At 65.3% G+C, this 26,207-nt stretch carries 21 protein-coding genes; 11 read left to right on the plus strand and 10 right to left on the minus strand.

All coding sequences use genetic code 11. The annotated features are described in order from the left end of the window. Positions 1-66: 66 nt before the first annotated feature. Positions 67-600 carry a hypothetical protein gene (locus IEQ11_RS14365; protein ID WP_096414829.1) on the minus strand — a complete coding sequence of 178 codons (534 nt, stop codon included), beginning with the start codon at positions 598-600 and terminating at the stop codon, positions 67-69. Positions 601-649: 49 nt separating this feature from the next. Here IEQ11_RS14365 and IEQ11_RS14370 point away from each other — a divergent pair, with 49 nt between their 5' ends. The 3 genes from IEQ11_RS14370 to phaZ7 all read left to right on the plus strand — a co-directional run bounded on the left by IEQ11_RS14370 (position 650) and on the right by phaZ7 (position 3,101). Next, positions 650-826, plus strand: coding sequence for a hypothetical protein (locus IEQ11_RS14370; protein WP_157754018.1), 177 nt, complete (start codon positions 650-652; stop codon positions 824-826). A 460-nt stretch (positions 827-1,286) separates the two neighbouring features. Then, entirely contained in the window at positions 1,287-1,790 is a 504-nt protein-coding gene (locus IEQ11_RS14375; RefSeq protein WP_247024554.1) for a hypothetical protein, read from the plus strand. Positions 1,791-1,913: 123 nt separating this feature from the next. Further along, positions 1,914-3,101 (plus strand): extracellular native short-chain-length polyhydroxyalkanoate depolymerase PhaZ7, encoded by a 1,188-nt coding sequence (gene phaZ7, locus IEQ11_RS14380; protein WP_191820871.1) that lies wholly within the window; start codon positions 1,914-1,916, stop codon positions 3,099-3,101. 61 nt (positions 3,102-3,162) lie between these two features. On the opposite strand, the gene IEQ11_RS14385 is transcribed toward phaZ7, so the two are convergent. Both IEQ11_RS14385 and IEQ11_RS14390 read right to left on the minus strand, forming a co-directional pair. Then, on the minus strand, positions 3,163-3,639 hold the full coding sequence (locus tag IEQ11_RS14385) for a hypothetical protein (RefSeq protein ID WP_191820870.1): 477 nt from the start codon (positions 3,637-3,639) through the stop codon (positions 3,163-3,165). A 312-nt stretch (positions 3,640-3,951) separates the two neighbouring features. After that, positions 3,952-6,543 (minus strand): MAC/perforin domain-containing protein, encoded by a 2,592-nt coding sequence (locus tag IEQ11_RS14390; RefSeq protein ID WP_191820869.1) that lies wholly within the window; start codon positions 6,541-6,543, stop codon positions 3,952-3,954. A gap of 365 nt (positions 6,544-6,908) precedes the next feature. Here IEQ11_RS14390 and IEQ11_RS14395 point away from each other — a divergent pair, with 365 nt between their 5' ends. Further along, positions 6,909-8,561 carry a tyrosinase family protein gene (locus IEQ11_RS14395; protein WP_191820868.1) on the plus strand — a complete coding sequence of 551 codons (1,653 nt, stop codon included), beginning with the start codon at positions 6,909-6,911 and terminating at the stop codon, positions 8,559-8,561. 5 nt (positions 8,562-8,566) lie between these two features. Beyond that, complete coding sequence (locus tag IEQ11_RS14400) at positions 8,567-8,974, plus strand: hypothetical protein (protein WP_191820867.1); 408 nt, start codon at positions 8,567-8,569, stop codon at positions 8,972-8,974. A gap of 15 nt (positions 8,975-8,989) precedes the next feature. Here the strand turns inward: IEQ11_RS14400 and IEQ11_RS14405 are convergent, their stop codons facing one another. Beyond that, entirely contained in the window at positions 8,990-9,715 is a 726-nt protein-coding gene (locus tag IEQ11_RS14405) for a hypothetical protein (protein WP_191820866.1), read from the minus strand. Between the two features lie 206 nt (positions 9,716-9,921). Here IEQ11_RS14405 and IEQ11_RS14410 point away from each other — a divergent pair, with 206 nt between their 5' ends. Continuing rightward, on the plus strand, positions 9,922-10,758 hold the full coding sequence (locus IEQ11_RS14410) for an amidohydrolase family protein (protein WP_191820865.1): 837 nt from the start codon (positions 9,922-9,924) through the stop codon (positions 10,756-10,758). Between the two features lie 143 nt (positions 10,759-10,901). Beyond that, on the plus strand, positions 10,902-11,687 hold the full coding sequence (locus IEQ11_RS14415; protein WP_191820864.1) for a DUF4019 domain-containing protein: 786 nt from the start codon (positions 10,902-10,904) through the stop codon (positions 11,685-11,687). Positions 11,688-11,735: 48 nt separating this feature from the next. On the opposite strand, the gene IEQ11_RS14420 is transcribed toward IEQ11_RS14415, so the two are convergent. Next, a complete protein-coding gene (locus tag IEQ11_RS14420; RefSeq protein WP_191820863.1) occupies positions 11,736-12,656 on the minus strand; it encodes a M14 family metallopeptidase in 921 nt (306 codons plus the stop codon). Between the two features lie 134 nt (positions 12,657-12,790). Here IEQ11_RS14420 and IEQ11_RS14425 point away from each other — a divergent pair, with 134 nt between their 5' ends. Further along, complete coding sequence (locus IEQ11_RS14425) at positions 12,791-14,572, plus strand: caspase family protein (RefSeq protein WP_191820862.1); 1,782 nt, start codon at positions 12,791-12,793, stop codon at positions 14,570-14,572. Further along, the gene (locus IEQ11_RS14430; RefSeq protein WP_191820861.1) at positions 14,572-15,462 is read left to right on the plus strand and encodes a hypothetical protein; all 891 of its coding nucleotides are present in this window, start codon (positions 14,572-14,574) and stop codon (positions 15,460-15,462) included. The genes IEQ11_RS14425 and IEQ11_RS14430 overlap by 1 nt, the downstream gene beginning before the upstream one ends. A 28-nt stretch (positions 15,463-15,490) precedes the next feature. On the opposite strand, the gene IEQ11_RS14435 is transcribed toward IEQ11_RS14430, so the two are convergent. Continuing rightward, positions 15,491-15,913, minus strand: coding sequence for a YqaA family protein (locus IEQ11_RS14435; RefSeq protein ID WP_191820860.1), 423 nt, complete (start codon positions 15,911-15,913; stop codon positions 15,491-15,493). 240 nt (positions 15,914-16,153) lie between these two features. Next, complete coding sequence (locus IEQ11_RS14440) at positions 16,154-18,214, minus strand: M13 family metallopeptidase (protein WP_191820859.1); 2,061 nt, start codon at positions 18,212-18,214, stop codon at positions 16,154-16,156. A 332-nt stretch (positions 18,215-18,546) separates the two neighbouring features. Here IEQ11_RS14440 and IEQ11_RS14445 point away from each other — a divergent pair, with 332 nt between their 5' ends. Further along, a complete protein-coding gene (locus IEQ11_RS14445; RefSeq protein ID WP_191820909.1) occupies positions 18,547-20,379 on the plus strand; it encodes a DEAD/DEAH box helicase in 1,833 nt (610 codons plus the stop codon). A gap of 56 nt (positions 20,380-20,435) precedes the next feature. On the opposite strand, the gene IEQ11_RS14450 is transcribed toward IEQ11_RS14445, so the two are convergent. After that, on the minus strand, positions 20,436-21,059 hold the full coding sequence (locus IEQ11_RS14450; protein WP_191820858.1) for a DNA topoisomerase subunit B: 624 nt from the start codon (positions 21,057-21,059) through the stop codon (positions 20,436-20,438). Between the two features lie 173 nt (positions 21,060-21,232). On the opposite strand from IEQ11_RS14450, the gene IEQ11_RS14455 reads away from it, so the two are divergent. Next, complete coding sequence (locus tag IEQ11_RS14455) at positions 21,233-22,075, plus strand: class I SAM-dependent methyltransferase (protein ID WP_191820857.1); 843 nt, start codon at positions 21,233-21,235, stop codon at positions 22,073-22,075. A 30-nt stretch (positions 22,076-22,105) separates the two neighbouring features. Here the strand turns inward: IEQ11_RS14455 and IEQ11_RS14460 are convergent, their stop codons facing one another. Both IEQ11_RS14460 and IEQ11_RS14465 read right to left on the minus strand, forming a co-directional pair. Next, a complete protein-coding gene (locus tag IEQ11_RS14460; RefSeq protein WP_191820856.1) occupies positions 22,106-22,354 on the minus strand; it encodes a hypothetical protein in 249 nt (82 codons plus the stop codon). Between the two features lie 314 nt (positions 22,355-22,668). Then, a complete protein-coding gene (locus tag IEQ11_RS14465) occupies positions 22,669-25,911 on the minus strand; it encodes a polysaccharide lyase family 8 super-sandwich domain-containing protein (protein WP_247024556.1) in 3,243 nt (1,080 codons plus the stop codon). Positions 25,912-26,207 lie beyond the last annotated feature (296 nt).

Here is a 26,207-nt window from a genome sequence, read left to right on the forward strand (position 1 = left end):
CGCCATCGCGCATGAAAAAGGCCGGCGCCTCGCGGCAGCCGGCCTTCGTCGTCCATGGCGCCGTGCTCAGCCGCTGGACTGCTGCAACTGGATCTTGTGCTTCTTGGCGTAGGCCATCTGGGCGTCGTTCAAGGCCGTCATCTGGCTGTCCAGCGCCTTGCCCAGACGCTCGAGTTCGGCGCCCAGCGGCGCGAACTGTTCGTCGGCGAAACCGTCCGGCAACGCGGCGACCTTCTGCATCGTCTCGTAGAGGCTGTCGGCGGTCTTCAGGTAGGTCACGGTCATGTCGCGCAGCGCGACCGCATCCTCCGGCGGCGGGAAGGTCTGCACCTGCACCAGCACCTGCGCCAGTTCGGCGCGCGCATGGCCCAGCGGGCTGGCGTACTGCTTCAGGCCCTTGCGTTCCTGCAGCGACCGGGTCAATGCCTCGCCCTGCTCGCCGCCGGTCCAGCGGTTGACGTATTCGGTCACGCCGTTCCAGGCCGAGACGTTGTGCAGCAGGTATTCGTCGGGGGTCATGGTGCTGCGGCCGCCGCTGGAACAGGCGGCGACGAGCAACGACAGCAGGCCGATCAGTACGAGGGAACGAAACTTCTTCAAGACGATGTCCTTTCAGTGAGGTGAATGCTTCCGATGCCGGACCGCGCCCATGCGCGATCCGCGGGTATCGAAGCCGATGACGAACGCGGCCGTCCTGACCGATCGCGCGCGGCCCCGCGCCGCCGTGAGTCACGGCGGCATCGATGTCGGCGGAACGGTGCGCGAGCCGCAAGCGCGGATTCGCGGGAACGAACACAAGGGCGATGAAATCGCGCGGGCATGGTAACCCGCGGCTGTTCGGCGACCAAATCCGGGCACGGACACGGCCGACTCGGCAAATGCGGCGATCCGCGGCGACGGCGGCCGGCGAGGTCGATTGGGTCGTGCGCACGCCGTGACGAATGAGCTCGAACGCACCATGACGCAAGCCATGTCGTTGCTCCGCATCCGCCCAATGGCCGCGCCACACTGCCTCTTCGCACTCGCGACGCGACGGTTGCGGATGGCGGGCCGCGACTAACCGTTTCTCACCATCCGCCGATGTTTTCAGCCGTCCGTCGCCTGCTCGCCAGTCAACGGCGCGCGCGATCGATCGCGCTATCGCGCATCACAGTTCGCCGGACCATCCGGGACTAGGCTGGCTCCAGCAACAGGCCGGCGTGGACGACACCCGCCTTTCCGGACAGCGCCCGCGCCCGCCCCAACCTATTGGCCTGCGCTCGCACGAGCGCCAACGGGAGCGTGCGATGAAACCGATCCGCCGAAGTCCAACGACCCACAACCCTGCGTTTATCCGCGACACCTCACCCGCCCGTCGCACGCCGCGACGATGCATCCTCGCCGGCGTTTGGCTCGCCGCGTTGCTCGCGCCGACCGCCGTGGGCGCGACCTGCTCCGTCGCCACGATCAACCAAAGAACAGTGGTCACCGCGACCGTCGTGCTCGGCCTGAGCGAACACTGCGAAGCGACGATCCCGGCGTTTCCGGCGCCCTTCACCTGCGAGACCGAACTGATCGGCACGCGCTCGGGCGGCAGCGACTCGTATCACCTGTACGACACCGGCATGATCGATCTGGCCGAATGCGTCACCGGCGACGACATCGCCTACTGCTACGCCGACGGCGCGGCGCCGCCGTCCGGAGTCACGTTCCAATGCGTCGCCGAAATCCACCGCTCCCTGCTCGACCTGTTTCCGGCGACCGCGCAATCGTGGTGCGGCTGCGCTTCGTTGAAGCAGGCCGGCGAGTAATGCGACAGCGGCTGCGGTTCCGGCCGCGGCCCTCGCCCATAGGTGCAATACCCAAGCCGTCCCCCCAGGCCCACCATCGGCGCGATCCGATCCGTTGTCGTCGAACAGCCTGGGGAGGCGCTCATGTTCCGCAACACGCTTACCGATACGCTCACGCTCGTATCGTCCGCTCTGGCGGACGTTCGTCGCCGGTCCGCGCTCGCTTCGGGCTTCGCTCTCGCCGCGCTGTTGCCGATGGTGGGCGGCGGCGCGCTGCTGATGCCGTCCAGCGCGCAGGCTCTGGATTGCGGCAGCAACAACGGCTACACCTGCCTCGGCGCGGCCAGCCAGTACGCCGGCGGTTTCAGCCCCGGCGTCGGCAGCGGCGGCTTCGGCGGCGGCGACTGCATCGCCACCCGCACGCCGGTGGTGTTCGTGGCCGGCAACGGCGACAGCGCGATCAGCTTCGACATGCCGCCCGCCGCGGTCAGCGGTTACGCCACGCCGGCCAACTCGGTCTACGACGAACTCAAGGCGCGCGGCTACAACGATTGCGAACTGTTCGGCATCACCTACCTCAACGCCGACGAACGCGGCTCGCCGCAGAACAACTACCATCAGCCGGCCAAATACCAGATCCTCAAGACCTTCATCGACAAGGTGAAGACCTACACCGGCCGCGGCCAGGTCGATATCGTCACCCACTCGCTGGGTTCGTCGATGACTCTGGCGATGTTGAAGTACCACGGCTACCAGGCCAGCGTGCGCCGCTTCATCAACATCGGCGGCGGCCTGCGCGGCCTGCAGACCTGCCTGAGCACCGGCTACCAGTCGCCGTACGCGCCGACCTGCAACGCCGAAGCCTATGTGTTCCCGTACGACTACTACACCTTCGGCCTGTACCCGAGCAGCGGCGTGGCCTATTACGGCTACAACCGCTGGACCGGCAGCGGCAGCAACAGCCTGCGCGCGATGCCGACGATGTACAGCTCGATCTCGTTCTACACCATCACCGCCGGCCTCTACGATCAGGTGCAGTGCTTCACCACCAGCTACTCGGCCGGCTGCAGCAGCGGCGCGCTGTTCAACGCGGCGAGCAACGTCAAGGCGCAGGTCGACATCGGCGTGGGCAGCAGCGCCTACGCCTACGACTGGAACTGGAGCGACGGCAGCCCGTACAACGCCGGCGGCGGCGACACCAGCAACGGCATCGGCCATTTCCGCTCCAAGACCAACGCCGGCCGCATCGTCTACAACATGCTCGCCACCACCTGCACCACCGGTTGCGCGAACGGCTACGTCGGCGTCAACGGTCCGGCGGTGAATCGCTGATACCCGCGCGCTCGCATCGCGGCACCGGCGCGCTCATTCGCGCCGATGCCGCGATCGCCGCTCAGCGGGTCATCCGGATCGCCAGCAGCAATACCGACAGGCTGTTGACGTACGGGGTCATCTGATCCTCCGGCGAACCGCCGGCCGCGGCGAAGGCGTCGCAGCCCCCGGCCGGGTAGGCGTTCGCGCCGAAGCCGCTTTGCACCACGCCGTTCGCGGCGCCGACGACCAGGGCGCGATACGGCGCCAGCAGCGCCGGATCGGCGTCGTACGCCTGCAGTGCATAGCGCATGAACACCGCCACGCCGGTCGCGTAGTTGGCGTAATCGTCTCCGGGCGGCGACGCGGTGTAAGCATCCCCGACGCCGATGTCCAGCCACGGCAGCGGATAACGGCCCGGGATCGCGCTGTAGCTGCGCGGCTGGTACACGTTGTCGAATACGCCCTGGACGATCTGCGGATACAGCGCCAACGATGCCGGCGGCGCGCCGTTCCAGGCCGCCTTCGACTCGCGCAGCGCCCCGAGCAGCGTGTTCATGAGAGGCCCCTTGTTGCGTCGGGAGTTGATCTGCCGGGCATGAACACGTAGGTGGCCGCCGTGGATCGCGGCATCGCGGCGGCGACCGCCGGCGAGCCAACATGACGAAGCCGTCGCCCATCCGCTTGATCGTGTCCGGCGCAATCTCGCCGCAACGCGCCAGCGTCGCCGTGCAAGACCACGATAAGCACGGCAAACCCGCCGGGTTACGGCCACCGAAATGAAATACGGCATTCGTCGCGACATCGCCCCGCGACCGCGCAGCATCGCTGCGCGGTCGCGGGGCTCGTCAAGACCTGAGCGTGCCTGCGATCAGCCGAGGGAGGCCGGTTCGATCCAGTCGATATCCACGTTGGTCAAGGCCAGCGTGAACGAGTTCATGATGGCCGGCGCGCTTGTCTGGTGATCCTTGCTGGTGCCGTGCCAGGCGTACAGCGGCTGCGCGCGATGCCCCGATTCGGGATACGGCAGCGGGCACGAACCGGTCAGCCCGTTGGGAGTCGGCCTGGGGGACACCATCACGCCGCCACCGATCATCACCGAGTGATGGACGCCATCGCCCGAGGCAATATGCTGGATGTCGTGATCGTGATGGGCGCTTTCGCGGAATTCGTGCACGCGGTATTCCCAGGTGAGCTTCGCGCTGCCGCGCGGACGCAACCCGATCGCATACGCGGTCAGGTTGTGTGGGCATTTTTTGATCACATGATGACTGTAGACCGCGTAGTGGCAGCGCTCCTGCGGCGGACCGGGCTTCGCGCCAACGGGGCAATAGCTCATTCCACCCAGCACCGCGGTATCGGTCACGGCCGTCTCCTCCACCCTGCCGCCGCCTCCGGTAAAAAGATAGCCGTCGTTCGGTGCGAGCTTGAAGTAATGATCCTCCTTGAGCGCATCACTGGACTGACTGAAGATCCGCACATCCCATTCGTCGTTCGGATCGTACAAGGCGATCACCCGGACGACGTGCTCGACCGGGGAACTGTCCTTGATGCTCTTCATCAGCACCTGCCAGCTCCAGCGCTGGTCCTTGCCGGTGCCGGCCACCGACGGGTGGCTGGCGATCAGGAAATTGCCGGCCTTCTGCTTAACCGCCGACGCGCCGCCACCAAGGATCTTGTAGCCCGCCGGCAACTGCACGCTGGTGTCGAGACGTTCGCTCGGCTGGCGGAAGTATTTCTCGAACAAGGCCAGTTGCATGTTCGGCATCTGGGTCATGCTGCGGATCTCGCGCGCCAGCGCGGCGGCGGTCTTGAGCGCCCGGTTGATCAGATGCTGGCGCAGGCCCGGCAGTTCGACCGAGGGGATGAAGATATCGTTGACCCACACGTCTTCGAGCAGCTCGGCCAGCGCCGCGGTGGCGATCGGCGCATTGCCCTTCGCCTCCTCCTTCACCTGCGCCAAGGCCTGCGGCAAACGTAGGATCTCCCACACCGCCTTGTCGTAGGACCGATCGATCACCTGCCAATGCGCATCGGGCTTGAGGCTCGCCAGCCACAGCTCGCTGGGCAACTCGGCCATGCCGCCGAGCACCGACACCGACAAGGCGACGCTCTGCTCGTTGAACTTGTAACGCGTGACCGAGGAACCGGCGCTCGCCTGGCTGTCGCTGCCGCGCCCGGCGCCCGCGGCCGAACCGCCGCCGCCCAGGCCGTGGTAAGACGCCGATGCCGAAATCGCCCAATCGGTGGCGCGGCTGACCGCTTCGTCCAGGGTGCGCTGACTTTCGGTCGACGTGCTGCTGGCCTTGGCCTCGTACTTGTACCAGCCGCCGAGCAGCACCCGGCAGAACACGTGGCTGCCGAAGGAACGCAGGAAGAACTCGGCCGCGGCGCGGCGTTGCGCCGTCTGCGCGGCGGGAATCGCATCGATCACGCGCAGCCCGGCCAGCGCCGCGTCGCTGAACGCCAATTGATCGCTCGGCAGGTCCATCGTCGCCTGCTGCGATTTGCGGTAATGGGTCTTGATGCGGGTGGCGATCTGGCGCGCGGTGGTCGAGCTCTCATCGCGCTGGCTCTGCTGGGCCGCGGCGTAGCTCGCCATCAGGCTGAAGGCGCCGATGCCCGAACCTACGAACGCCGCGCCCTTGGCCGTGGCCGAGGCGGCGAACGCCGACGCCGAGGTCTCGAAGCGCTGCGCCGCCTGCTTGCTGGCCTGTTCGCTGGAATAGTCCAGCTGCACATTGCTCAGCGCCGAGGCGCGCAGCAGACGGCCGCCCATGTTGAGCACGTCCGAGCCGGTGGCCTGCTCCAGGCTCGCGGCGGTCACGCAGAAGCCGCGCAGGATCTGCTTCTCGTCCAGCAGCTCGGCGATGCTGCGCGGCCGCTTGTCGAGAAACTCCTCGAGCTTCTCGGCGATCTTGTTCTGCAGCCCGAGCTCGATCTGTTCCAGCGTGGCGCTGAGCTTGTCCAGGCTGGCGAACGACAGATCGACCGAGGCCAGCAGGTCCTTGGCCTTGCATTGGGCGAGGATGCGCTCGAGTTCGGTGCGGCTGAGCTTGATCAGCGCATCGCGCTCGGCGCCGGTCGCGGTCAGGCAGGCCTGGCGCAACGCGTCCACCTCGTCGATGGCCTTGGTCAGCTGCGCCTTCTTTTCGTCGAAGACCTTGCTGTCCTGCGCCGCGCTGCGGCCGTTGGCGCGATCGATGCGCGCCTGCACCGTGGCCGCGTCCAGGTCCTCGATCGCCTCGGCGGTCTGCTCGTGGGCCAGATCGGGCTTGTCGCCGCGGATCTTCTTCAGCAGCGCGAGCTTGCGCTCGGGCGTGTGGCAGGCGCGCTGCAGCGACATCAACGAACCGATACCCGCATCGCGCACCAGCTTGATCTGTGGGCTGCGCAAGCCCAGTTCGCGCAGGAAATTTTCCAATGGAATGACTTGCGATTCTTCTGCGATCGCGACCGGCATACAACGTTCCCCTGTGAGTGCGCCGCCACACGATGTGGAGGCTGCGTCCTGATAACGGCGACGACACGAGGATGTGAAGCCGTCGATAGGAAGCCGTCGACGCGAAGCGGCGCAGCGCGGAATGAGGCCTATCTCGACGGCGCGCAGGCCCGGCTTGCGATTCGCCCGGGCATCGCGCCCACCCGCCCGCTTTTGTGACTTCAATTGCAAATCGAAAGCGCGCGCGCGATCGGTGTCCGTTACCCAGCCGACGCGCCGTTCAAACAAACGACGCTCGATCCGGATCGGCGCGGGCAACCGTCCACAGCGGCGATGCGCCGTCGCGACGGATCGCCGATCGCCACCACACAGGGGAGCACCGCCCGATGCGCTACACACGCCGCGACTTCATGACCACCGCCGCCACCGCCGTGGCCGGCACGATGCTTCCGCTGGGTTCGCTGCTCGCCGCCGGCCCCGGCGCGCAGGGCTCGGAGCCGACCGCGCGCTATCGCCGCCACGACGTCGCCACGCCCGAAGGCCAGCGCATGTTGATCAGCTATGCGCGCGGCGTCGAGGCCATGCTCAAGCTGCCGGCCGAACATCCGCACAACTGGTTCCGCAACGCCTTCACCCACTTCCTGGATTGCCCGCACGGCAACTGGTGGTTCTATGTCTGGCATCGCGGGTATGTGGGCTACTTCGAGCGCAGCATCCGCAAGCTCAGCGGCGACGCCAGCTTCGCCATGCCGTTCTGGGACTGGACCCGGCATCCGGAAATTCCGGCCGGCATGTTCGACGGCGTGCTTACGCCCACCGACAGCGCCTATGCGCCGTTCACCGGCAACCTGCTCAAGTTCACCGAATTCGTCAAACCCTCGCTGCTGAAATACTGGAACAGCCTGAGCAGCGATCAGCGCGCGCAGTTGAACTCGCGCGGCTACCCGACCTTCGACGACGCCTGGAACGACGTCACCGGCTACAGCGTCGCGCACAAAGCCGGCCTGTCGGGCAACCAGAGCTACGCCATCACCTGCGGCGCGCGCTATCTGTCGCGCTCCAATCCCAAGCTCGACGCGAAGACCGCCTACGACGTGTCGCCCGATATCGTCAGCTCCGGATTGACGCCGACGCTGTTCTACGATCCGAGCATCAGCAACAGCTTCGCCAGTTCCAAGACCGCCACCCACCTGGTGCAACCCGACGGCTCGACCAACTTCTCGATCCTCGAAGGCTTCCCGCACAACAAGGTGCACAACTACATCGGCGGAGTCGGCGCGATCGACCCGGGTCCGTACGGCAACATGACCAACTTCCTGTCGCCGGTCGATCCGATCTTCTACCTGCACCACTCCAACATGGATCGCTTGTGGGACCTGTGGACCAAGAAACAGCTCGCCGCCGGCCTGCCGTTCCTGCCGACCGGCGCGGACCTGGCGACCTTCATGGCCGAGCCGTTCCTGTTCTATGTCGACGGCGACGGCGGCTTCGTCGGCCCCAGCAAGGCCGGCGACTACGTCAGCACCAGCGTATTCGACTACGACTACGGCCCGGGCTTCGGCAGCGAGCTGACCACCGCGCCCAAGCGCAAATCCGGGGCAACGAAATACGGCGTGATCAAGGGCGGCATCGAGGCCGGCGCGGCCTCGGTGCTGCTGCCCAACGCGATGGTCGAACAGCACTTGGCCAGCGCGCAGCCGGCTTCGTTGATCGCCGAAGTCACCCTCGACCGTCCGGAAGGTCTGGCGGTCACGCGCGAGTTCGACGTGCTGGTCAACGCACCGGCCGATGTCGAACGTGTCGATGCGAACAGCCCCTACTACGCCGGCACCCTCGCCTTCTTCGGCCCGACCATGCCGAACATGGCGATGTCGCATTCGGCGACTTTCGCCGTTCCCTTGCCCAAGACCCTGCGCGCGTTCTCCAACGCCAAACTGCTCGGCGCGAACGCGCAGTTCAACATCCGCCTGGCGCCGTCGGGCCAGCAACCGGCCGATCCGGTGCCGGTGCGCGGCGTGTCGATCAAGCCGGCCGGCTGATCGCCATGCAACGCGGCGCCATCGCCCTCGCACTCGCCCTGCTGATCGCGCAGGGCGGGTGCGTGGCGAGCGGCGGCGTACGCACGCTCACCCTCCCGAGTGCGCTCGATGCCGCAGGCAGCGTTTATCTGGAAGTGCGGCTGGGTGCGCTCGCCGGCGGGCAGGAGATCGAACTGAGCACCGATGACGGCCGCCGTCTCGGCGTGATCTCGCCGCACGGCATTCGCCCCGGACGCAACGCGGGGACCTATACCGTGCCCGTGCCCGCCGACGCGATTCGCGACGGCCGGGTGCGCATTCGGCTGATCACCACGCCGGCCGGTGGGGCGGCGCGGGATGCGAGTGCGGATGAGGTGCTGGAGGTTCGTTTGGTCGTAAACGCAAACAAGGCAAATCGACAACAGAATCCGTGACGACCACAGCCGGATTCATTTCCGAAAAAAAGGGTCCGGCCGTTCGGAGTGCTGTGTTTGAATTTTCATGAGCGAGGCCCGCGCCAGATCCAGACTCGCGTACTTCAGTAATGCCTCGGATGGTTCCGCCGGGTCACGGCTCACGAGCGCTTCGAAGTTCGACAACACCACGCCGATATTGCGGAACAGGCCGATCGGCGACCACCAACCCCAAAGAGCACTGACAATCAGCGCGGATCGCAACTCTCTTTGATAGCAGCGCCGGCAACTGCAACGGTCGTAAGACTGATACATAAAGACCACTATCATCGACACCAGCCGCTCAACTCTGCGCACCTCCACTACATCTCCCAAACGCATGCACTTCGGGCAACGATCATTCCTGATATGCCGGGCGTGTTCGGCGATGACCTGAGGTTCGAAATCCAGCGCGATCACCGACAGCTCCGATTGGTGTCGGCAAGCATCACTGCAAAATTTCTGTCCATCCACGACGACCAACTTCTGGCGAATCACCTCGCCGCAGTAGTCGCAATCGCGCGTCACTCCCGTTCCTTGCAGATGCGTGCGCAAGACTTCCTTTGTCTTCTCTCGCACAACCTCCCCGGTCAACCCACGTTCGGCCAATATCTCCGACGTCGCCGCCATCGCCTCTTCAGTCAGCGGACGCGATGCGTTGAGAATCAGCTCCTCCGTATCCATGGCACGGAAGCGCTGCTTGAATTCTTCCTTCGTGTACATCGTGTCCCCACAACCCCTGTCGCCGCCGTAAACGGCGCCCCGGGTACGAATACTAATCAAAACAGGGCGGCCGACACATCCGGGAACGCCGTATGCCCATTCATCGCATCGGCAAACGTTGCCCTGGACGAAAAGACATGCGATACGGCAGTTGGACCGCGCCTTCCCGGCCGAGAACCTGCCCGCCCCGTCCAGAGACCGCCGCCATGCTCAGACACCCCGCCCTGGCCTTGCTCCTGCTCTGCCTGCCTCAGCTCGCGCTGGCCCAGGACGAAGTGTTCGACGTTCACGTCCATGTCTGGCAGGGAGAAAAGTCGCTGCGCGAGTACTACGACCAGTTGCAGACGACCCACCAACCGGTCGCCCGCCACAGCGGCATCCACATGGCGGTCAAGGGCGAACTGGCGCAGACCCGGGCGAAGAACGACGAACTGATCGCGCTGTCCAAGCGCTACCCGAAGCTGATGCCGATCGCCTCGGTGCATCCGCTGGACGATCAGGCAGCGACCGATGAGCTGAAGCGGCTCGCCGGCCTGGGCGTGAAAGCGATCAAGCTGCACCCGCACACCCAGAAATTCGACATCGCCGACCCCAAAGTGCGCGCGCTGTGCAAACTGGCCGGCGAGCTGGGCGTCGCGGTCTTGTTCGACAACTTCAACATCGTCCCGGGCGACAGCCAGCACCTGTTCAATCTGGCGGTGCAATTGCCCAAGACCCACTTCATCTTCGCCCACATGGGCGGCATGGACTTCCGCTTCTGGAACTCGCTGTTCATGGCCAGGACGGCGAAGGATTTCTTCTTCGACAACATCCATTTCGACATCTCGGCCACCGCCGTGCTGGTGGCCGATTCGCCGCTGGAAGCCGAATTCGTCTGGACCATCCGCAACGTCGGCATCGACAACGTGATGCTGGGCTCGGACTATCCGCAGCTGTCGCTCAAGCAGGCGGTCGATGCCTTGGAGAAACTCGACCTGACCGCGGAGGAGAAGCGCAAGATCCGCTGGGACAACGCCAACCGCTTATTCGGCGACAAGCGCTGATGCTGGTAAATGACTGCGCCGCGCCCCGCGCCAGGGGGCGCAGCGGTTCGCGATGTCGCGTATTGCGGCCGTTGCGACATCGATACCCCCGCGATCACCCGCGCCAACCTCATGCTTTTCTCGTACCCTAGCGAAAAGGGGACATGATCATGCGAACGATTCCAGGCGCACTGCTGATCGCGGTGCTGACGCCGACCGCCATCGCCGCTGTCAACCTGCGGGTTGAGACACATCAAATCTCGCAAGACCGATACGATCTCATCGTGCGGTTGCCGTCCGGCATCGACGCCGTTCGCGTGCAATCGATGCTCCGCCCCGCCGCAGACCAGGTCTGCGAAGGCCGGGCATGGCAGTGGGGCCCGCATCGATTCGAATCGACAGCGCGACTGGGTCCCGGAGAACCGCAGGCCGGCGAACAGACCTTCACTCAACAGGTGGATTGCGGCGCAACCGCCACGCAGGACCTGACGGCCGTTGCGGCGCCCGACGCCCCGGCCACGGCGGACGACGAGCGTCGAGTGAAGGAAACCACGCTGGCTTACCTCTTGGCCAAGGACACCGGCGATTTCGCCAAGGCGCGCTCGATGCAGACCGAAGAAGCCAAGCTCTCCATGCCCCCGGACTGGAGCGAATCGCGCGCGGCTTTCAACCAGCAGGCCGGCCAACCGGCCCAGCGCCAGGTCGTCCGCCTGACCTGGTACGACAATCCGCAGGGCGCGCCGCGCAAAGGCCGCTATGTCGCAGCCGACTACCGCGGCGATTACCGACACGCCGGCTTCTACTGCGGCTACGCGATGTGGTATCGGGAAGCCGACGGCAGCTACCGCCTCGTGCGCGAGGAAGAGGGCCAGGTGTCTGACGAAACCGCCAGCAAGATTGCAGCGGCCGACCTGCCTGCGTTTCGCAAACCGCTCGGTTGCCGCGATTGAAGCGTGATCGAGGCGCGCCAAGCGCCTCAATCATCGGGCGCGCCGCGATCAGCCCTTCGCCAACGCGAAATCGATCGCCGCGCACACCGCCGCCGCCTGCGCGGCATTGCACTGTTCCGGCGTCGCGCGCGGGCTGTCGGGATAGACCTCGGTGGTGGTGCGGTAGCGCGCATCGGTGATGCCGGCGCACAGGCCCAGCGAACGCACCGGGTAATTGATCACGCCCGGCGCGACCACGGTGGCGCCGATGATCTCGCCGTTGGCGTCGGCCGGCGCGATGTGGGTGACCAGCGCCACCGCCGCGACCACCGCCTGCTGGAATTCGGGCTGCGGGTCTTCGCTGTCGCCGACCAGGTAGAACCCGTCGGGGATTTCGCCCGGCTCGTACGGCTTGCCGTCGCGCGCGGCCAGCGCCGGACGGAATTCGGATTCGTCGCTGTCGGTGGTCTCGTGCAGGTCGATATGCATCAGCACGCCGGCGCGCAGCGGCGCGATCAGCTGCATCAGCGCGGCCGATTCGCGCGCCGGGCTGTCGTCGCGGAACGAGCGGTTCGGATCGATCGCGTCAACGTTCCAGCGGTGAATCCGCTCGTAGGCCCAGGGGCTGATGCACGGCGCGATCAACACGTTGGCGCGGCCGGCGTAGTCGGCGGCATGGCGCTGCGCGAACAACAACGCGCCGTGCACGCCGCTGGTTTCGTAGCCGTGGACGCCGCCGGTCACCAGCATGGTCGGCAGGTCGTCGCGCCAGTCGCGGCTCTTGAGCGCGAACAGCGGATAGCTGTCGGGCGCGTAGTCCAGGCGACCGTACTGCAGCACCTCGAAACGCGGGCGCAGCGTGTCGATCACGCTCAGCACGTCGGCCTCGTAGCTGCGCTGGCGGACCTGCGTCGATCGCCACTGCGCGACCTCAACGGCGGTCCAAGGCTGGCCGGGCGTACCGATCGGATAGAAGGCTTGGGCGGTCATCGCGTCGCTCTGGGTGGATGGCGGGAAGGCCGGCATTTTAACATCGTCGTCGCGGCCGCCCGCGGCGTGGCCGAAATGCCGGCCCGCTTACGTCATGATTGAGGCCGGACGCGCATTCGCAGGGACGGGCGACAATGAACAGAGCAGTGCTTTTGATCGGCGTAAGCCAGGCCGGCGGCTTGGGCAAGCTCAAGGCGGTCGAGCCGTCGATCGACAAGATGGCGGCCTGGGCCAAAAGCCAGGGCATTCCCGACGATCAGATAATCCGCCGCACCGACGCCGGCGGCCTCAAAGTGACCGTCGCGGACTTGTTCAACGACATCAAGGCGCTGGCCGATCGCGACACGATCGAGCAGTTGATCGTGTATTTCTCCGGCCACGGCGTGGTCAACAACCGGCAGGAATACTGGCTGCTGTCGGACGCGCCGGTGAATGCGGCGGCCGCGGTCAATATCGAAGGCAATGTCTCGCTGGCGCGCGCCGGGGCGTTCGAGCATGTGGTGTTCCTGTCCGACGCCTGCAGGACGCCGACCCAGGGCGTGCAGTACGGCCGCATCATCGGCAGCGACATCTTCCCCAACATCGAAGACGCCGAGCTGGAGCGCTCGGTCGATATCTTTTTCGCCACCTCGCTGGGCGCGCCCGCGCTGGAGGTGCGGCAATCCGAACAGGGCCAGCAATATCAGGCGATCTTCACCGAAGCCCTGCTCGACGCCTTGAACGGCAGGATTCCCGAGGCCATCCGCGACGGCCGGGTGCGGCCGCGCCCGCTCAAGAAAGCGCTGCCGAAAAAAGTCTGGGACAAGTTGAAGGCCAGCGGCCTGTCGCTGTCGACCTCGCAGACGCCCGACGCGCGCATCACCTCCGAAGACGAGGCCTGGCTGGCCAGCCTGCCGCCGTCGGTGCCCGCCACCGCGACGCCGCCGGATATCGACGTGACCAGCGCGACGCCGCCGGATTCGGCCGCGCCGTTGTCGACCCGCGAAGTCGCGCAACTGGTCGTGGAAGAAGCGCTGCGCAACGAAAGCTACGGCCGCGCCGCGACCACGCCGGTCGAGGTCAAGACCCTGACCGGCCGCGGCGTGTCCAAGAACGCCACCGCGATGCTCAAGAGCATGGCCCGCGTCGTCGGCAACCGGCTGCCGCAGCCGCTGCCGGAAAAACCCGGCTTCGAGATCCACGGCCGCGGCGTGACCGGCGTGACCTGCACCGACGGCGCCGCCCATCTGGGCCAGCAAGGCGATGCCGTCACCGTCAGCGTGGACACCGACGAACGCCAGAGCCAGGCGCTGATCGAATTCGACGACGGCAGCGGCGTGTTGCTGCCGGTGATCGCCGGTTTCGTCGGCGTGCTGCGCCTGCACGAACGCGGCCTGGACGAAGTCTGGTACGAACCGGCCGACGAATTCGACGCCTCGCTGAGCCGCGAGGAACTCGACTATCTGCGTCAGGCGGTGATCAAGGCCTCCTCGCTCGGCGTATTCGCGCTGGAATCCGACGATGCCGATGCGCTCGCGGTGCGCATGCAGAACCTGAAGTTCCAGGACCCCGCTCTGGCCGTGTATGCCGCTTACGCCTATCACGACATCGGCCAGCTGAGCCGCATCGCGCAGATGCAGGGCTACCTGCAAGATCGCCTGCACGTGCGCTTGTACGACCTCGCCCTGCTCTCGCGCGGCCTGCTCAAGGACGCCGATCTCGCCGCGGCCGTGGTGCCCGCGTTGCCGATGCTGTCGCAAGGCTGGGCCCTGACCGGCGCGCTGAGCGGACGCATTCCCACCGAACTCGACGGTCTGCGCCAGCAACTGCGGCCGTCGTTGTGGTCGCTGTACACCCCCGAAGGCGTCCAGGCCATCCGCGCATGGATGCGCCACGCCGCCGAAACATCCTCTTCCCTCACCCTGGGAGCTGCGTAATGAAGCAACTGGTGTTCATTCACGGACGATCGCAAGCCGGCAAGGACGCGGTGACGCTGAAAGCGACCTGGATCGATGCGTGGAAAAAGGGCCTGGCCAAGAGCGGCCTGGAACTGCCGATCCCGGAAGAGCGCATCCGCTTTCCGTATTACGGCGACACGCTGCAGCAGATGGTCGACGGCGCCAGCGCCGAAGAGGCGGCCAAGATCATCGTCAGGGGCGCGCAGGACGACACCGCCGCGCAGGCCTTTTTGTCGGCGATGCTGCAGGAGTACATCGACGCGGCCAATATCAGCGACGAAGAGATCGAACAGGAACTCGACCCCGCCGACGCCGCGGTGATCGAACGCGGACCGCAGAACTGGCGCTGGGTGCAGGCGGTGCTGCGCGCGATCGACAAGCACACCGACGGCGGCAGCGCGATGATCGCCCTGCTGACCAACGACGTGCATCAGTACCTGAGCAAGGCGAACCTGCGCGCGCATATCGAAGACGGCGTACTGCAGGCCATGGACCTGGCGCGGGAAAACGTCGTGGTCGCCCACTCGCTGGGCACCGTGGTCGGTTACACCCTGCTGCGCCGGCTGGAGAAGGAAGGCCAGGCCTGGCGCGTGCCGCTGCTGGTCACGCTCGGTTCGCCGCTGGGCATCCGCGCCCTGCGCGGCAAGCTGCGCCCGATCGGCCATCCGGCCAGCGTGACCGCCTGGTTCAACGCCTACGATCCCAACGACGTGGTCTCGCTCAATCCGCTGGACAAGGACAACTTCGCGATCACCCCGGCGATCGAGAACAAGGGCGACGTCGACAACTGGACCGATAACCAGCACGGCATCATCGGTTATCTGGACGACAAGGTCGTGGCGAAACGGATCTACGACGCGCTGGTCTGACCCGATGCCTTGAACCGAGCGGTTGCGCTTAGACGTAGCGCAGCGCGATCGCCGCCACGACCGCGTAACGCGCGGTCTTGGCGATGCCGACCAGGATCAGGAACGTGGACAGACGCTCGCGCATCACCCCGGCGGCCAAGGTCAACGGATCGCCGACCACCGGCAGCCAGCTCAGCAACAGGCTCCATTTTCCGTAACGGCCGTACCAGGCCCGGGCGCGCGCCAGCGCCCCGGGCTTGACCGGAAACCAGCGCCGGTCGCCCAAACGCGTCAGCTCGCGGCCGAACCACCAGTTGAGCAGCGAGCCCAGCACGTTGCCGACACTGGCGACCGCCAACAACGCCCACACCGCGTAACCGTCCACGATCAAGCCCGCCAGCAGCGCTTCGGACTGCGCGGGCAGCAAGGTGGCGGCGATAAAGGCCGCGACGAACAATCCCAGGTAGACCATCGAATACGTCCAGTGGCGACGGTGTTTGGATGTCGCGGTCGCGGCTCACGCCGCTCCTGCAGGCAGGCTCATATGGGAGCGGCGTGAGCCGCGACCGCGAACCCACAACCACGCCGCAACTGCCTACTCCCGCGTTCCCACAAACCACCAAAAACGAAAGGGCGAATCCACCGCCCCACCGGCCGGCAAACCCGCCCCCTCGCCTTCACCCGCGGCCCGCAACCGCGGGCCGCGCCCGAATCACCAGATCCGCACCCGCTGCTCCGGCGCGACGAACATCTTGTCCTCCGGCTTCACATCGAACGCCTTGTACCAGGGGTCGAAATTGCGCAACGGCCCGTTCGCCCGGTACTGCGACGGCGAATGCGGGTTGGTCTTGATCAGGTTGAGCAAGGCCTCATCGCGGTACTTGCCCTTCCAGATCTGGCCCCACGACAGGAAGAAGCGCTGATCGCCGGTCAGCCCGTCGATCACCGGCGCCGGCTTGCCGTCCAAGCTCAGCTGATAAGCGGTGTAGGCCATCGAAATGCCGCCGAGGTCGCCGATGTTCTCGCCCATGGTCAGCGCGCCGTTGACGCACTGGCCCGGCAACGGACAGAACGCGTTGTACTGCGCGCCCAGCGCCTTGGTGCGCTGCTCGAAACCGGCACGGTCGGCGTCGGTCCACCAGTTGCGCTGGATGCCGGCCGAGTCCGACTTGCTGCCCTGATCGTCGAAACCATGGCCCATTTCGTGGCCGATCACCGCGCCGATGCCGCCGTAGTTCACCGCCGGATCGGCGTTGAGATCGAAGAACGGCGCCTGCAGGATGCCGGCCGGGAACACGATCTCGTTGAAGGTCGAGTTGTAATAGGCGTTGACCGTCTGCGGCGTCATGAACCACTCGTCGCGGTCCGGACGCGTACCGATGCGACGGACCTGATCGTTGCGGCCGTAGCGGCGCAGCTGCATCACGTTGGCCATCAGATCGCCTGGCACGATGCTGACGCTGCCGTAGTCGCGCCACTTGTCCGGATACCCCACCTTCGGACGGAAGGTCGACAGCTTGCGATAGGCCTCGGCCTTGGTCGCATCGCCCATCCAGTCGATCTTCTCGATGTTGCTGCGCAGCGCCTTGCGCAGGTTCTCCACCAGCGCCTGCATCGCCGCCTTCGACTGCGGCGAGAAATGCTTCTCGACGTAGAGCTTGCCCATCGCATCGCCCAGACCGTCGCTGCCGGTGACCGCGGCCACCGCGCGCTTCCAGTCGTCGCGCTGCGCCTTCTGGCCGCTGAGCACGGTGCCGTTGAAGGCGAACGCCGCGTCGTCGATCTCGCGGCTGAGCAGCGTGGCGTTGTTGCGCACCGCGTGGAAGGTCAGGTAATCGCGCCACACCGGCAGCGGCGTGCGTTCGATCACCTGCACCACCGGCTCGACCGCGCTCGGGGTGATCACGTTGACCCGGTCCAGCGCCGGCAGGCCCTGCGCCTTCGCCTGCGCGGCCCAGTCGTAGCCCGGGTACTGCTTGCCCAGTTCGGCGAAGCTGGCGACGTTGTAGGTCTTGTCGCGATCGCGCAGTTGCGCGCGCTCCCACTGCGGCTTGGCCAGCTCGGTTTCCAGCGCGAGCACGGCCTGCGCGCGAGCCTTCGCGTCCTTGACCCCGGCGAAACCGAGCATGCGTTCGATATGCGACACATACGCGGTGCGGATGCCGACGAAACGCGCATCCGGGTTGAGGTAGTAATCGCGGTCCGGCAGGCCCAGCCCGCCGACGCGCAGACCGACCAGGTACTTGTCGGGATCCTTGCGGTCCAGATCGACGCCGAACCGCAGCGGCGCGGTGGTGCCGTCGAGGTCGCTGGCGCCGAAGGCATCGATCAATGCGCCCTTCGAATCGATCGCGGCGATCTTGTCCAGCACCGGCTTGAGCGGCGCGATCCCGGCCGCATCGCGCGCGGCGCGGTCCATGTAGCTGGCGTAGTAGTCGCGCAGCTTCTGCGCGTCGCTGCCCGGCGCCAGGTCCTTGCGCTGCCGCAGCGATTCGATGATCGCGTGCACCTGCGCCTCGGACTGATCGCGCAGCATGTTGAACGAACCGAAGGAAGTCTCGTAGTCCTTCAACTGATACGTGTCGAGCCAGTGACCGCTGACATAGCGATTGAAATCGTCGCCGGGCTTGACGCTCTTGTCCTGCGCGCTGAGGTCGACGCCGAAGCTCCCCAATTGCGGCTTGCCCTTGGCCCCGCTGCCGGCGGCATGGACGGACGAAACGGCGAGCGTGGCGGCCAGCGCCAGGCTCAGACTCAAACGTGAAGGCTTCATGGGCGGTCCCCGGTGGAAAGACAGGAGCCTAGCTCAGTGGGTGCGGGGGTGTCGTGGGCCGTTGGTTGGGAGCCAGGCTCTGCCCTCGCCCCCAGCGATATCCTTTGAACCGGTCGGTTATTCGGGCCGGGGCGCAAAGGTCCCGGACGTTGGACTCACAAAAAATGAGCCCTATCCCCCAGGTTTCCGCGGCATTTGGCGCTTCCAGCAGCCGATCTGTGTACCCGGAAACCGGTTGGCTGTATGGTCTGGTAAGCCAACAGGAAGGCGCCCAGCGCAGGGAGAAATCGATGGGAAAGCTCATTCCCAACCGCAGTGCGTGTCTGCCCAGGATGAATCCGGGCGAACGGCGTCTGGCGCACCGCCTGGAAGACAAGCTCGATGAGGACTACTTGTGCTGGTATGACGTGCCGGTGGGGCCCCGTCAGCGTTATCCCGACTTCGTCGTCCTGCATCCCAGTTGCGGCTTTCTGATACTGGAAGTGAAGGACTGGAAACTCGACACGATCGCGGAGATCGACCGCTCTAGGGTAACCCTGCACACCGAGCGCGGCCGATCGGTGGTCGAGAATCCGCTGATGCAAGCGCGCGCCTGCGCGATGGAAGTCAAAAACCTGCTCGAACGCGACGCGGCTCTGCGCCATCCCGAAGGTCACCGCCACGGCGGCAAGCTGATCATTCCCTGGGGCTGGGGCGTGGTACTGGCCAACATCACCCGCCGCCAGTTCGATGAAGCCGAGCTGGAAAACTTCATCCCCGCCCATCTGGTGTTGTGCAAGGACGAAATCACCGAGTCGGCAAATCCCGAGGGCTTTCAGAAAGCCTTATCGGATATGTTCATGATGCCGTTTGCCTGCCAGCTCACCCTGCCGCAGATCGATCGCTTTCGTTGGTCGCTGTTTCCGCAACTGCGCGTCCCCGAACAGGGAAAGATGTTCGACGCGCCGGCCGAACCCGCCGCGGAACTGGCCAGCGTTCCCGACCTCATCCGGGTCATGGACCTGCAGCAGGAACTTCTGGCCCGATCAATGGGCGACGGCCATCGCGTGATCCATGGCGTGGCCGGATCGGGCAAGACGATGATCCTCGGCTATCGCTGCATCGAACTGGCCAAGCGCCACGGCAAACCGATGCTGGTGTTGTGCTTCAACAAGACGCTTGCCGCCAGGCTCGAACAATTGATACGCGCCGCGGGCGTCAGCGACAAAGTGACCGTGGCGCATTTCCACGGCTGGTGCGGCCAGCAACTGTCCGCGTATGCCGTCAGGAAGCCGCTGCCCAATCTGCCGCCCGGCGAATACGCCGACGCGATGGTGGAAGCGGTCATTCGCGGCGTGGACACCAAGGCGATCCCACGCGCGCAGTACGCGGCGGTAATGATCGACGAAGGCCACGACTTCAAACCCGAATGGCTGCAACTGATCGTGCAGATGGTCGATCCACAGACCAACTCCTTGTTGCTGCTGTATGACGACGCGCAGAACATCTACGAAGGCCAGGGCCGCAAGAAATTCAGCTTCGCCAGCGTGGGCATCCAGGCGCAGGGCCGTACCACGATTCTGCGTCTGAACTACCGCAATACCTTGGAAATTCTCGCAACCGCGAAAGCTTTCGCCCACGACCTGGTGAGCGAGCACGAGAGCGACGACGACCACGTTCCGCTGATCGCCCCGGAAAGTGCCGGCCGTCGCGGGCCTATGCCGGAACTGCTGCAATGTCGGACGCCTTGGGACGAAGCGGCGACCATCGCCGATCGCATCGGCGCGGCGCTTCGCGAGGGCGCCAGTCCCGACGACTTCGGCATCGTATGCCGATCTCGCCACATCGGTGAACGGATCGCCGGCAAGCTCATCCAAGCCGGCATCCCTTGCGTGCTGGCTGGCGGCGACGCCAAGCGCCATCTTTTCGACGGCCCAGCCAGGGTCAAGGTGATGACGATCCATTCCAGCAAGGGTTTGGAATTCGACACCATTTTCGTCCCGGGTCTATGCGGGATTTCGACCAGCGAAGATCTCGAAACCCGGGCCAGTGAAGCACGCTTGCTCTACGTCGCGATGACCCGAGCCCTGGGCAAGCTCGTCATGCTGCACCACCGGCCGGCTCCGATGGTCGAGAAGGTACGCAATGCGATCGCCCAGGTCCGACAGCATCTGGAAGCGGTGTGAGGTAAGACCGGAAGGAAGCCGAAAGAGAGCGTTCGCGACGATAGTCGCCGCGACCGTCATGGCGTTAAGCCGTTGAACTCCAGCGAAAGCGCCAACCGCGGCAAATGCAGCTGCAAATCGGCGAACGCGGCCCGCAGCGTTTCTTCCCTGAGCACCGGATCGGCAATCACGCTCGTATCGAGGCTGAATTCCATCCAGGTACCGTCCGGGCGATCGGCAGGCTGCACGACACAAGGCCATTGCTGGACACCGCGCTCGAACCGCAAGCGCGTCCAATGGCCCTCATCGACGATCTCGACCTCCATTTCGGCGCACATTGGATTCAACACGCCCAGGCCGATCTGACAGAATTGCGAACCGATCTCGATATGTTTCTTCCGCGAGCTGCAGGCGCCCAGAATCCGCAGGAACGTCTCGGCCACGGTCCGACCCGGGTATTCGTGGTCCACATGCAAAGGCATGCCGCAGTCATAGTGAACGCTGACCCTTTCTCCATCGACCTGCATCCGGATCGAGGTACAACGCCCGTCCATAGCCTCATCGACGGCATGGCACAGCGACTGCATCGCCAGGACGCTAGCCAGCCCGGGCAACTCCGGATCCATATACATGCCGGGACGCCTGCGTACCGCTTCCGAGGCCGACAACACTTCGATTCGGTTCGGGTCAAATTCACTCATCGCCGTATCCATTGGGATTCGACAGGTATTATGCGCGCGGATTCACTGGACGACGCCCTGCACGCACGCAGTTCCACGGCACCCCCGAACAAAGAGGACGCTGTTTTTGTAGCGACAGGAATCTGCCCGTTTTACGCTCGTGAACACTCTACCCTTTAAAGGAACCACCCGCCGTGCCGCATTACTCAGGCCCCCTGCTCACCCGCCCCATCGCCGAGGAACTGCAGGCCGCGCGCGATGCCGGCAGCGGCGCGTGGACCGGTTCGCTGAACCTGGGCCGATCGGACGGCGAGGCGCTGCTGGAGGCCGAGGCCTGGATCTGGCGCGAGCAGCGCTACCCGTATCCGGCCAAGCTCAAAGACCGCACGATCTACCACTGGGACGGCGAGGAATTCGCGCCGGTATCGCGCTTCTCCGGCTCGCTGATCAAGCTGGTGCCGACCCAGTGGGGCGCGCCCACCTTCGAGATCGACGGCATCAAGATGCTGCCCACGATGAAGGCCTCGCCGATCGAGGACGCGCGCGTCAAGGTCGCGCTGGTCGAACCGCGCGGCAAGGTCGTGCTCGATACCTGCGGCGGCCTGGGCTACTTCGCCGCGTGCTGCCTGGAAGCCGGCGCGAGTGCCATCTACTCGTTCGAAAAGAACGAAGACGTGCTGTGGCTGCGCACGCTCAACCCGTGGTCGCCCGACCCCGACGCGGCCAGCAGCGGCGGACGCCTGCGACTCACCCATGCCGACGTGTCGCAGGCGATCGCGCAAATCGGCGACGCCTCGGTCGATGCCCTGCTGCACGACCCGCCGCGCTTCGGCATCGCCGGCGAACTGTATTCGCAGACGTTCTACGACCACCTGGCGCGCGTGCTGCGTCGCGGTGGACGCCTGTTTCACTACACCGGCAGCCCGAACAAACTCACCAGCGGCCGCGACGTGCCGCGCGAAGTGGCGAAACGGCTGGAGAAGGCCGGGTTCAAGGCGCAGCAGGCGCTGGACGGCGTATTGGCCAGCAAGCGCTGAATCACTCGCTGCTCATAATCCCGCGCCGCCTCAAGGCACCTCGCAGGTCCAGATCGAATCGGCGAGCCACAGATTGGCGCGGGTGACATGGCTGTACACCTCCTGGATCGGCGTTCCCGCTTGCGCGGCGCATTCAGCAGCCGCGTCGGCGCGTGCATCCTCGAGCGCAATGCCCGGGTCGTAGCTCTGACCGTGCCCGCTGACGTGCACCACGGCGGCCAGGGCCGAGCTTGAGATCAAGAACAACGACGCGAAAACGACCATGGAACGCTTCTTCATCGCCATTCTCCCGACAGGATCGAGCGTCCATTCGACCATGCCACCCGAAGGTGGCCGTGAAGACAAGGTAATCGCGCGGTAAAAACCGGACCCACGTCGCTTCGGTCACAAGCCGATGCTGAGAATGACACCGCCTAGTTGCCCGACGACGGCGTTGCCCAGTCGATGAAAGCCCCTATAAAAGAAACGAGGGATCAGCGCTTTCGTCAGCATTCTCCGGCGGCGGGCCGCCAATCATGCCGGCAGCCGATTGAGTTCATCCGCGCGCTTGCGCAGGCGGTCTGCGCAAGCGCGTAGCGTGCCGCCCTCGGATCTTATGGATTTCGCAGCGCCAAGCCGAAACCCAGGACGATCAAAAGCAAGGACAGCGCCTTTATCCCGACCGGTGCCGCAGCTATGGCCGCAACCGACGCTTGCGACATGGCCTTGCCCTTGTCGAGCGCGTCGACGAGCAGCGTGAAGGGAAACGCCCGCGTTGCGGCTCCTTGCGCGGGTGCGGATGCGGATGCTTGCGCGGCAAGCGTGCCGCCTTCATTCCCGCCGGCCGGAGCGACGGCCACCGTGCTATCGACCGGAATGCTCACCCGGATCGGCACGTTGGCGTAGAGCGCTTCCTGGTAGCCAAGGCTGGGACCGTCGTCGGCATCGGGCAGCGGCACGCGGATATGGGAAATTCCTGCCGATGGCCGAGTCACGCTAATGGGCTTGCCCGCGCGGGGGACTATGCCCGGCAAGACATGCTCGTACATCCCCGGCTTGAGCGCGACCGACAGCGTGATGTTGAGTTCCTTCGCGGACAGGTCGTGGATCGGATCGCTGGCGCTCAGATCCCAACTCGTTCCATTGTCGTGGAGTTGGATCAGCGCCGGCTGATCGACCGTGACCGTCATGCCCGCGCCCCAGGTCGCGGCACCCTCGGCATGGAAAGCCAACTGCAGCGTCCGCGTGCCGCGATCGTAAATTCCCTGGAGCTTCTCGTCGTTGGCCACCACCTTGATCCGCTCCTGCAGCGCGAGCAGACGCGCGGGCATCTGTTCGATGCCGATGTTCGGCACGATTTCGTAGTGGTAGTTCGCTGCTTGCGGGTGGGTGCCGTGATCGATCGCCAGGTGGATCAGATTGACCGCGGGATCCGCGTCGGTGTCGGTCGGGACGATGGCGCTGCCGCCGCGGATGCGCACCTGCTGGGCCTGCGTCGGAAACACGAAATAACCCGTTCGGCCCTGATGGAACCAGGAAGGCGCGTTGACGGCGAGGGTCTGATCTAGCGCGGCTCCCTGGGTCACCGTCGTTTGCGCGCCGCCGCCGATCGAATAGGTCAGATTGCCTGCCCAGCGAGTCTGATCCAGGGTGGTGAGAATCGCACGACCTTGCCCGGCGGCGCGGCGCGCGATGCCGCTGCCGAGCGCGATCGCTTCATCGCCCGGAAAGAACCAGGCCTTGTCCGCGCGCGCGCTCGCGTAGGTTTGGGTGTCGGCGGGACGGTAGTGCATGGCGGCGAACCCGCGCACGCCATCGGAGGCCGTGCCGGCATAGGCGCTGCCATCGATTTGATCGGCATGCGCGTCGCCGGGGATCGCATCGGTGCGCAGTTCTTCGGTCAATCCGGGCAAGGCATGCCAGTCCCAGCGTTTGCGCGCATCGAGCGCATATTCCGTTCCCGCCGTCCTGGCGAACAACAGGCCGCTGGAGGCATGGAACAGCTTGGGCGGATCGTCGAAATCGTCGGTCGCCCCCATCGCGTCATTGCCCATGACCACCGAGAACATATAGGAGCCGGCATCGCCCGCCTGCCCGCCCTTGCGGTGCACCATGTAATTGCCGACCCAAAACGGAAAATTGCCGCTCGCCTGCTGGGTGCCGCCCTTCAACGCGGCGCCCCAAGCCACCAGTTCCTGCTCGCGATCGATCGGTGTGGTCGCCGGCCTGGCGGCGATCATCTGGTTGATGGTGGCGGGCATGGCGGCGGTGAACTTCTTCACATCGCCCAGATAACTGCGTCCCAGCAGCGCTGCATCGATCTCTCCGCGGTAGATCAGCTTGTCGTAGGTGTACAGGTACATATTCGAAATCAGGCTGAAGTCGCCGCCGCCCGCGTCCAACCCCAGCCGCTTGAACAGCGCATTGCCGTCGATGGGAGCGACCATCCACTCGTAGCCATAGGCCCACATCGCGCGGCCGTCCACGCCATCATCGTAGTGATGGGTGATCATCCCGTCCGGATGAAATCCGGACTGCGGATACAGGTGCGCGGGCACCAGAATGTTCGTCGTCCAGAACCGCAAGTCCTGCAGCGAACCGCGCGGCGACCAGCCCGGGCGGAGCTGAAAGCCCGGATAGGCCGAGAAATATCCGTCGTACCAGTACGGAACATAGGTGATCGGGCGGTTGTAATCGGCCCAGATCGTCGGCAAGGCCAGCCATCCGCGCAAGCGGTGGAAGTGATTCGCGTCGGCGAACGCGCCTTCGGTGTAATTGGCGTTGACGAGTTGGCCCCAACGCGCGGAAGGATCGTTGACCTCGCGATTGTCGATCGGCAGGCCGTACCCGATCTGCAGAAATCGCACCAGACTCTCATGCAGCGCCTTCGCCGCGGCGTCGCCTCGGGCGATGTCGTTCAGCAGGTCGGCCTGTAGCCATACCGCCGGCCCCGTCACCGCGTCCGTCCATATCCACGAGTGCGTGGTGTCGTTGTAGCTCAGGATCTTCTTTTCCCACAGACGCATGATGCCGTCGCCGTAATCGCCGCCGATCGGCGAACCGTTGACGATCACCTGCGCCGGATCGATCGGCACCTTGTCGAGGTATTCGCGCAGCGCGGCATACAGCGCATTCTTCAGGCGTTCGTGATTCGCCGGCGTTCCGTTCGGGCCGTAGGTCAGCGGATACTTGCTGTCGGTATTCTGATAGGCAAAACCCAGTCCACCGATCTTGCTGGCCACTTCCTGCCACTGCGTCGACAGCGTTTTTCTCCCCTGCCCGGTCCCCGGCCCGCCGGGAAGGTAGTCGGTGATCGGCCGGGTGTAGAACTCGTAGCCGCTGAAGCGGCCGCCGTTGGTCTCGGTTTCGACGATCAGGCGGGTAATCTCGGCCTCGGCGTAGCGAGCGCGGCCGAACAGTCGATCCTGATTGACGCAATAAGCCTTCGTGTACGCCAGCATCTTGTCCAACTGGGTCTGCGCCAGGGCGCGCACATTGAAGGACGCGGTCGCCAGCGTCACGCCTCGCTGCTGCAAGGCGACGGTCAGCGGATAGTCCGCGGGTGCGGCGGGCACGGTCTGGCCGGCTTTCACCCGCAAGGCGCCGAACAATCGGCTCTGGGCATCGCGCTGATTGACGATCTGGAAAAGATTGGAAGGATCCGAGGCGATCGCCAGCGTGTAGTCCGCCGGCACCGGCGTCTTGTGCGCATCCTTGTTGCTCAGCAGATTGACCTTGCCAACGACCTCGGTCCCGGCGGCGCTGCCGGTCTTGATGTCGAAGTACTCGGCGAGCAGCGTTTCGCCGGCGAACGCCGTGGCACTGAGCGAAAGCAGGCAGGCCGCCAGCGCCGGCAACAGCACGCGTTGGATGAGTGTATTCATATCGATCCTCGCTTGTGATGACCGCTACCGTATCGATGGGATCGTGCTCTTGCCGCGCCGCGACGAACACAAAAGCTCCACTGCTTTCATTCGCCTGATCCGCCGGTGGGCCGCCAATACGTTGCGGCCGAATGACTCAACTGCGGACTTGCGTAATCGGCCTTGGTGGCGAGGCGCATTGCGAATCGTCGCTCCGGCAAGCCGTACCTGTACAGCCCTACCGACGGCTTCGAACCGACGCGGCTCACAATTTGCGCTTGTATTCCACG

Source organism: Lysobacter capsici (genome assembly GCF_014779555.2).
Lineage (GTDB): Bacteria > Pseudomonadota > Gammaproteobacteria > Xanthomonadales > Xanthomonadaceae > Lysobacter > Lysobacter capsici.

What these genes read in the sequence shown, in the direction of transcription:
- IEQ11_RS14400 (WP_191820867.1), top strand. Translation starts at nt 8,567, where the DNA reads ATGCAACGCGGCGCCATCGCCCTCGCACTCGCCCTGCTGATCGCGCAG.
- IEQ11_RS14375 (WP_247024554.1), top strand. Translation starts at nt 1,287, where the DNA reads ATGAAACCGATCCGCCGAAGTCCAACGACCCACAACCCTGCGTTTATC.
- IEQ11_RS14435 (WP_191820860.1), bottom strand. Translation starts at nt 15,913, where the DNA reads ATGGTCTACCTGGGATTGTTCGTCGCGGCCTTTATCGCCGCCACCTTG.
- IEQ11_RS14430 (WP_191820861.1), top strand. Translation starts at nt 14,572, where the DNA reads ATGAAGCAACTGGTGTTCATTCACGGACGATCGCAAGCCGGCAAGGAC.
- IEQ11_RS14405 (WP_191820866.1), bottom strand. Translation starts at nt 9,715, where the DNA reads ATGTACACGAAGGAAGAATTCAAGCAGCGCTTCCGTGCCATGGATACG.
- IEQ11_RS14415 (WP_191820864.1), top strand. Translation starts at nt 10,902, where the DNA reads ATGATCATGCGAACGATTCCAGGCGCACTGCTGATCGCGGTGCTGACG.
- IEQ11_RS14370 (WP_157754018.1), top strand. Translation starts at nt 650, where the DNA reads ATGCGCGATCCGCGGGTATCGAAGCCGATGACGAACGCGGCCGTCCTG.
- phaZ7 (WP_191820871.1), top strand. Translation starts at nt 1,914, where the DNA reads ATGTTCCGCAACACGCTTACCGATACGCTCACGCTCGTATCGTCCGCT.
- IEQ11_RS14420 (WP_191820863.1), bottom strand. Translation starts at nt 12,656, where the DNA reads ATGACCGCCCAAGCCTTCTATCCGATCGGTACGCCCGGCCAGCCTTGG.
- IEQ11_RS14425 (WP_191820862.1), top strand. Translation starts at nt 12,791, where the DNA reads ATGAACAGAGCAGTGCTTTTGATCGGCGTAAGCCAGGCCGGCGGCTTG.
- IEQ11_RS14410 (WP_191820865.1), top strand. Translation starts at nt 9,922, where the DNA reads ATGCTCAGACACCCCGCCCTGGCCTTGCTCCTGCTCTGCCTGCCTCAG.
- IEQ11_RS14440 (WP_191820859.1), bottom strand. Translation starts at nt 18,214, where the DNA reads ATGAAGCCTTCACGTTTGAGTCTGAGCCTGGCGCTGGCCGCCACGCTC.
- IEQ11_RS14395 (WP_191820868.1), top strand. Translation starts at nt 6,909, where the DNA reads ATGCGCTACACACGCCGCGACTTCATGACCACCGCCGCCACCGCCGTG.
- IEQ11_RS14385 (WP_191820870.1), bottom strand. Translation starts at nt 3,639, where the DNA reads ATGAACACGCTGCTCGGGGCGCTGCGCGAGTCGAAGGCGGCCTGGAAC.
- IEQ11_RS14445 (WP_191820909.1), top strand. Translation starts at nt 18,547, where the DNA reads ATGAATCCGGGCGAACGGCGTCTGGCGCACCGCCTGGAAGACAAGCTC.
- IEQ11_RS14460 (WP_191820856.1), bottom strand. Translation starts at nt 22,354, where the DNA reads ATGAAGAAGCGTTCCATGGTCGTTTTCGCGTCGTTGTTCTTGATCTCA.
- IEQ11_RS14390 (WP_191820869.1), bottom strand. Translation starts at nt 6,543, where the DNA reads ATGCCGGTCGCGATCGCAGAAGAATCGCAAGTCATTCCATTGGAAAAT.
- IEQ11_RS14450 (WP_191820858.1), bottom strand. Translation starts at nt 21,059, where the DNA reads ATGAGTGAATTTGACCCGAACCGAATCGAAGTGTTGTCGGCCTCGGAA.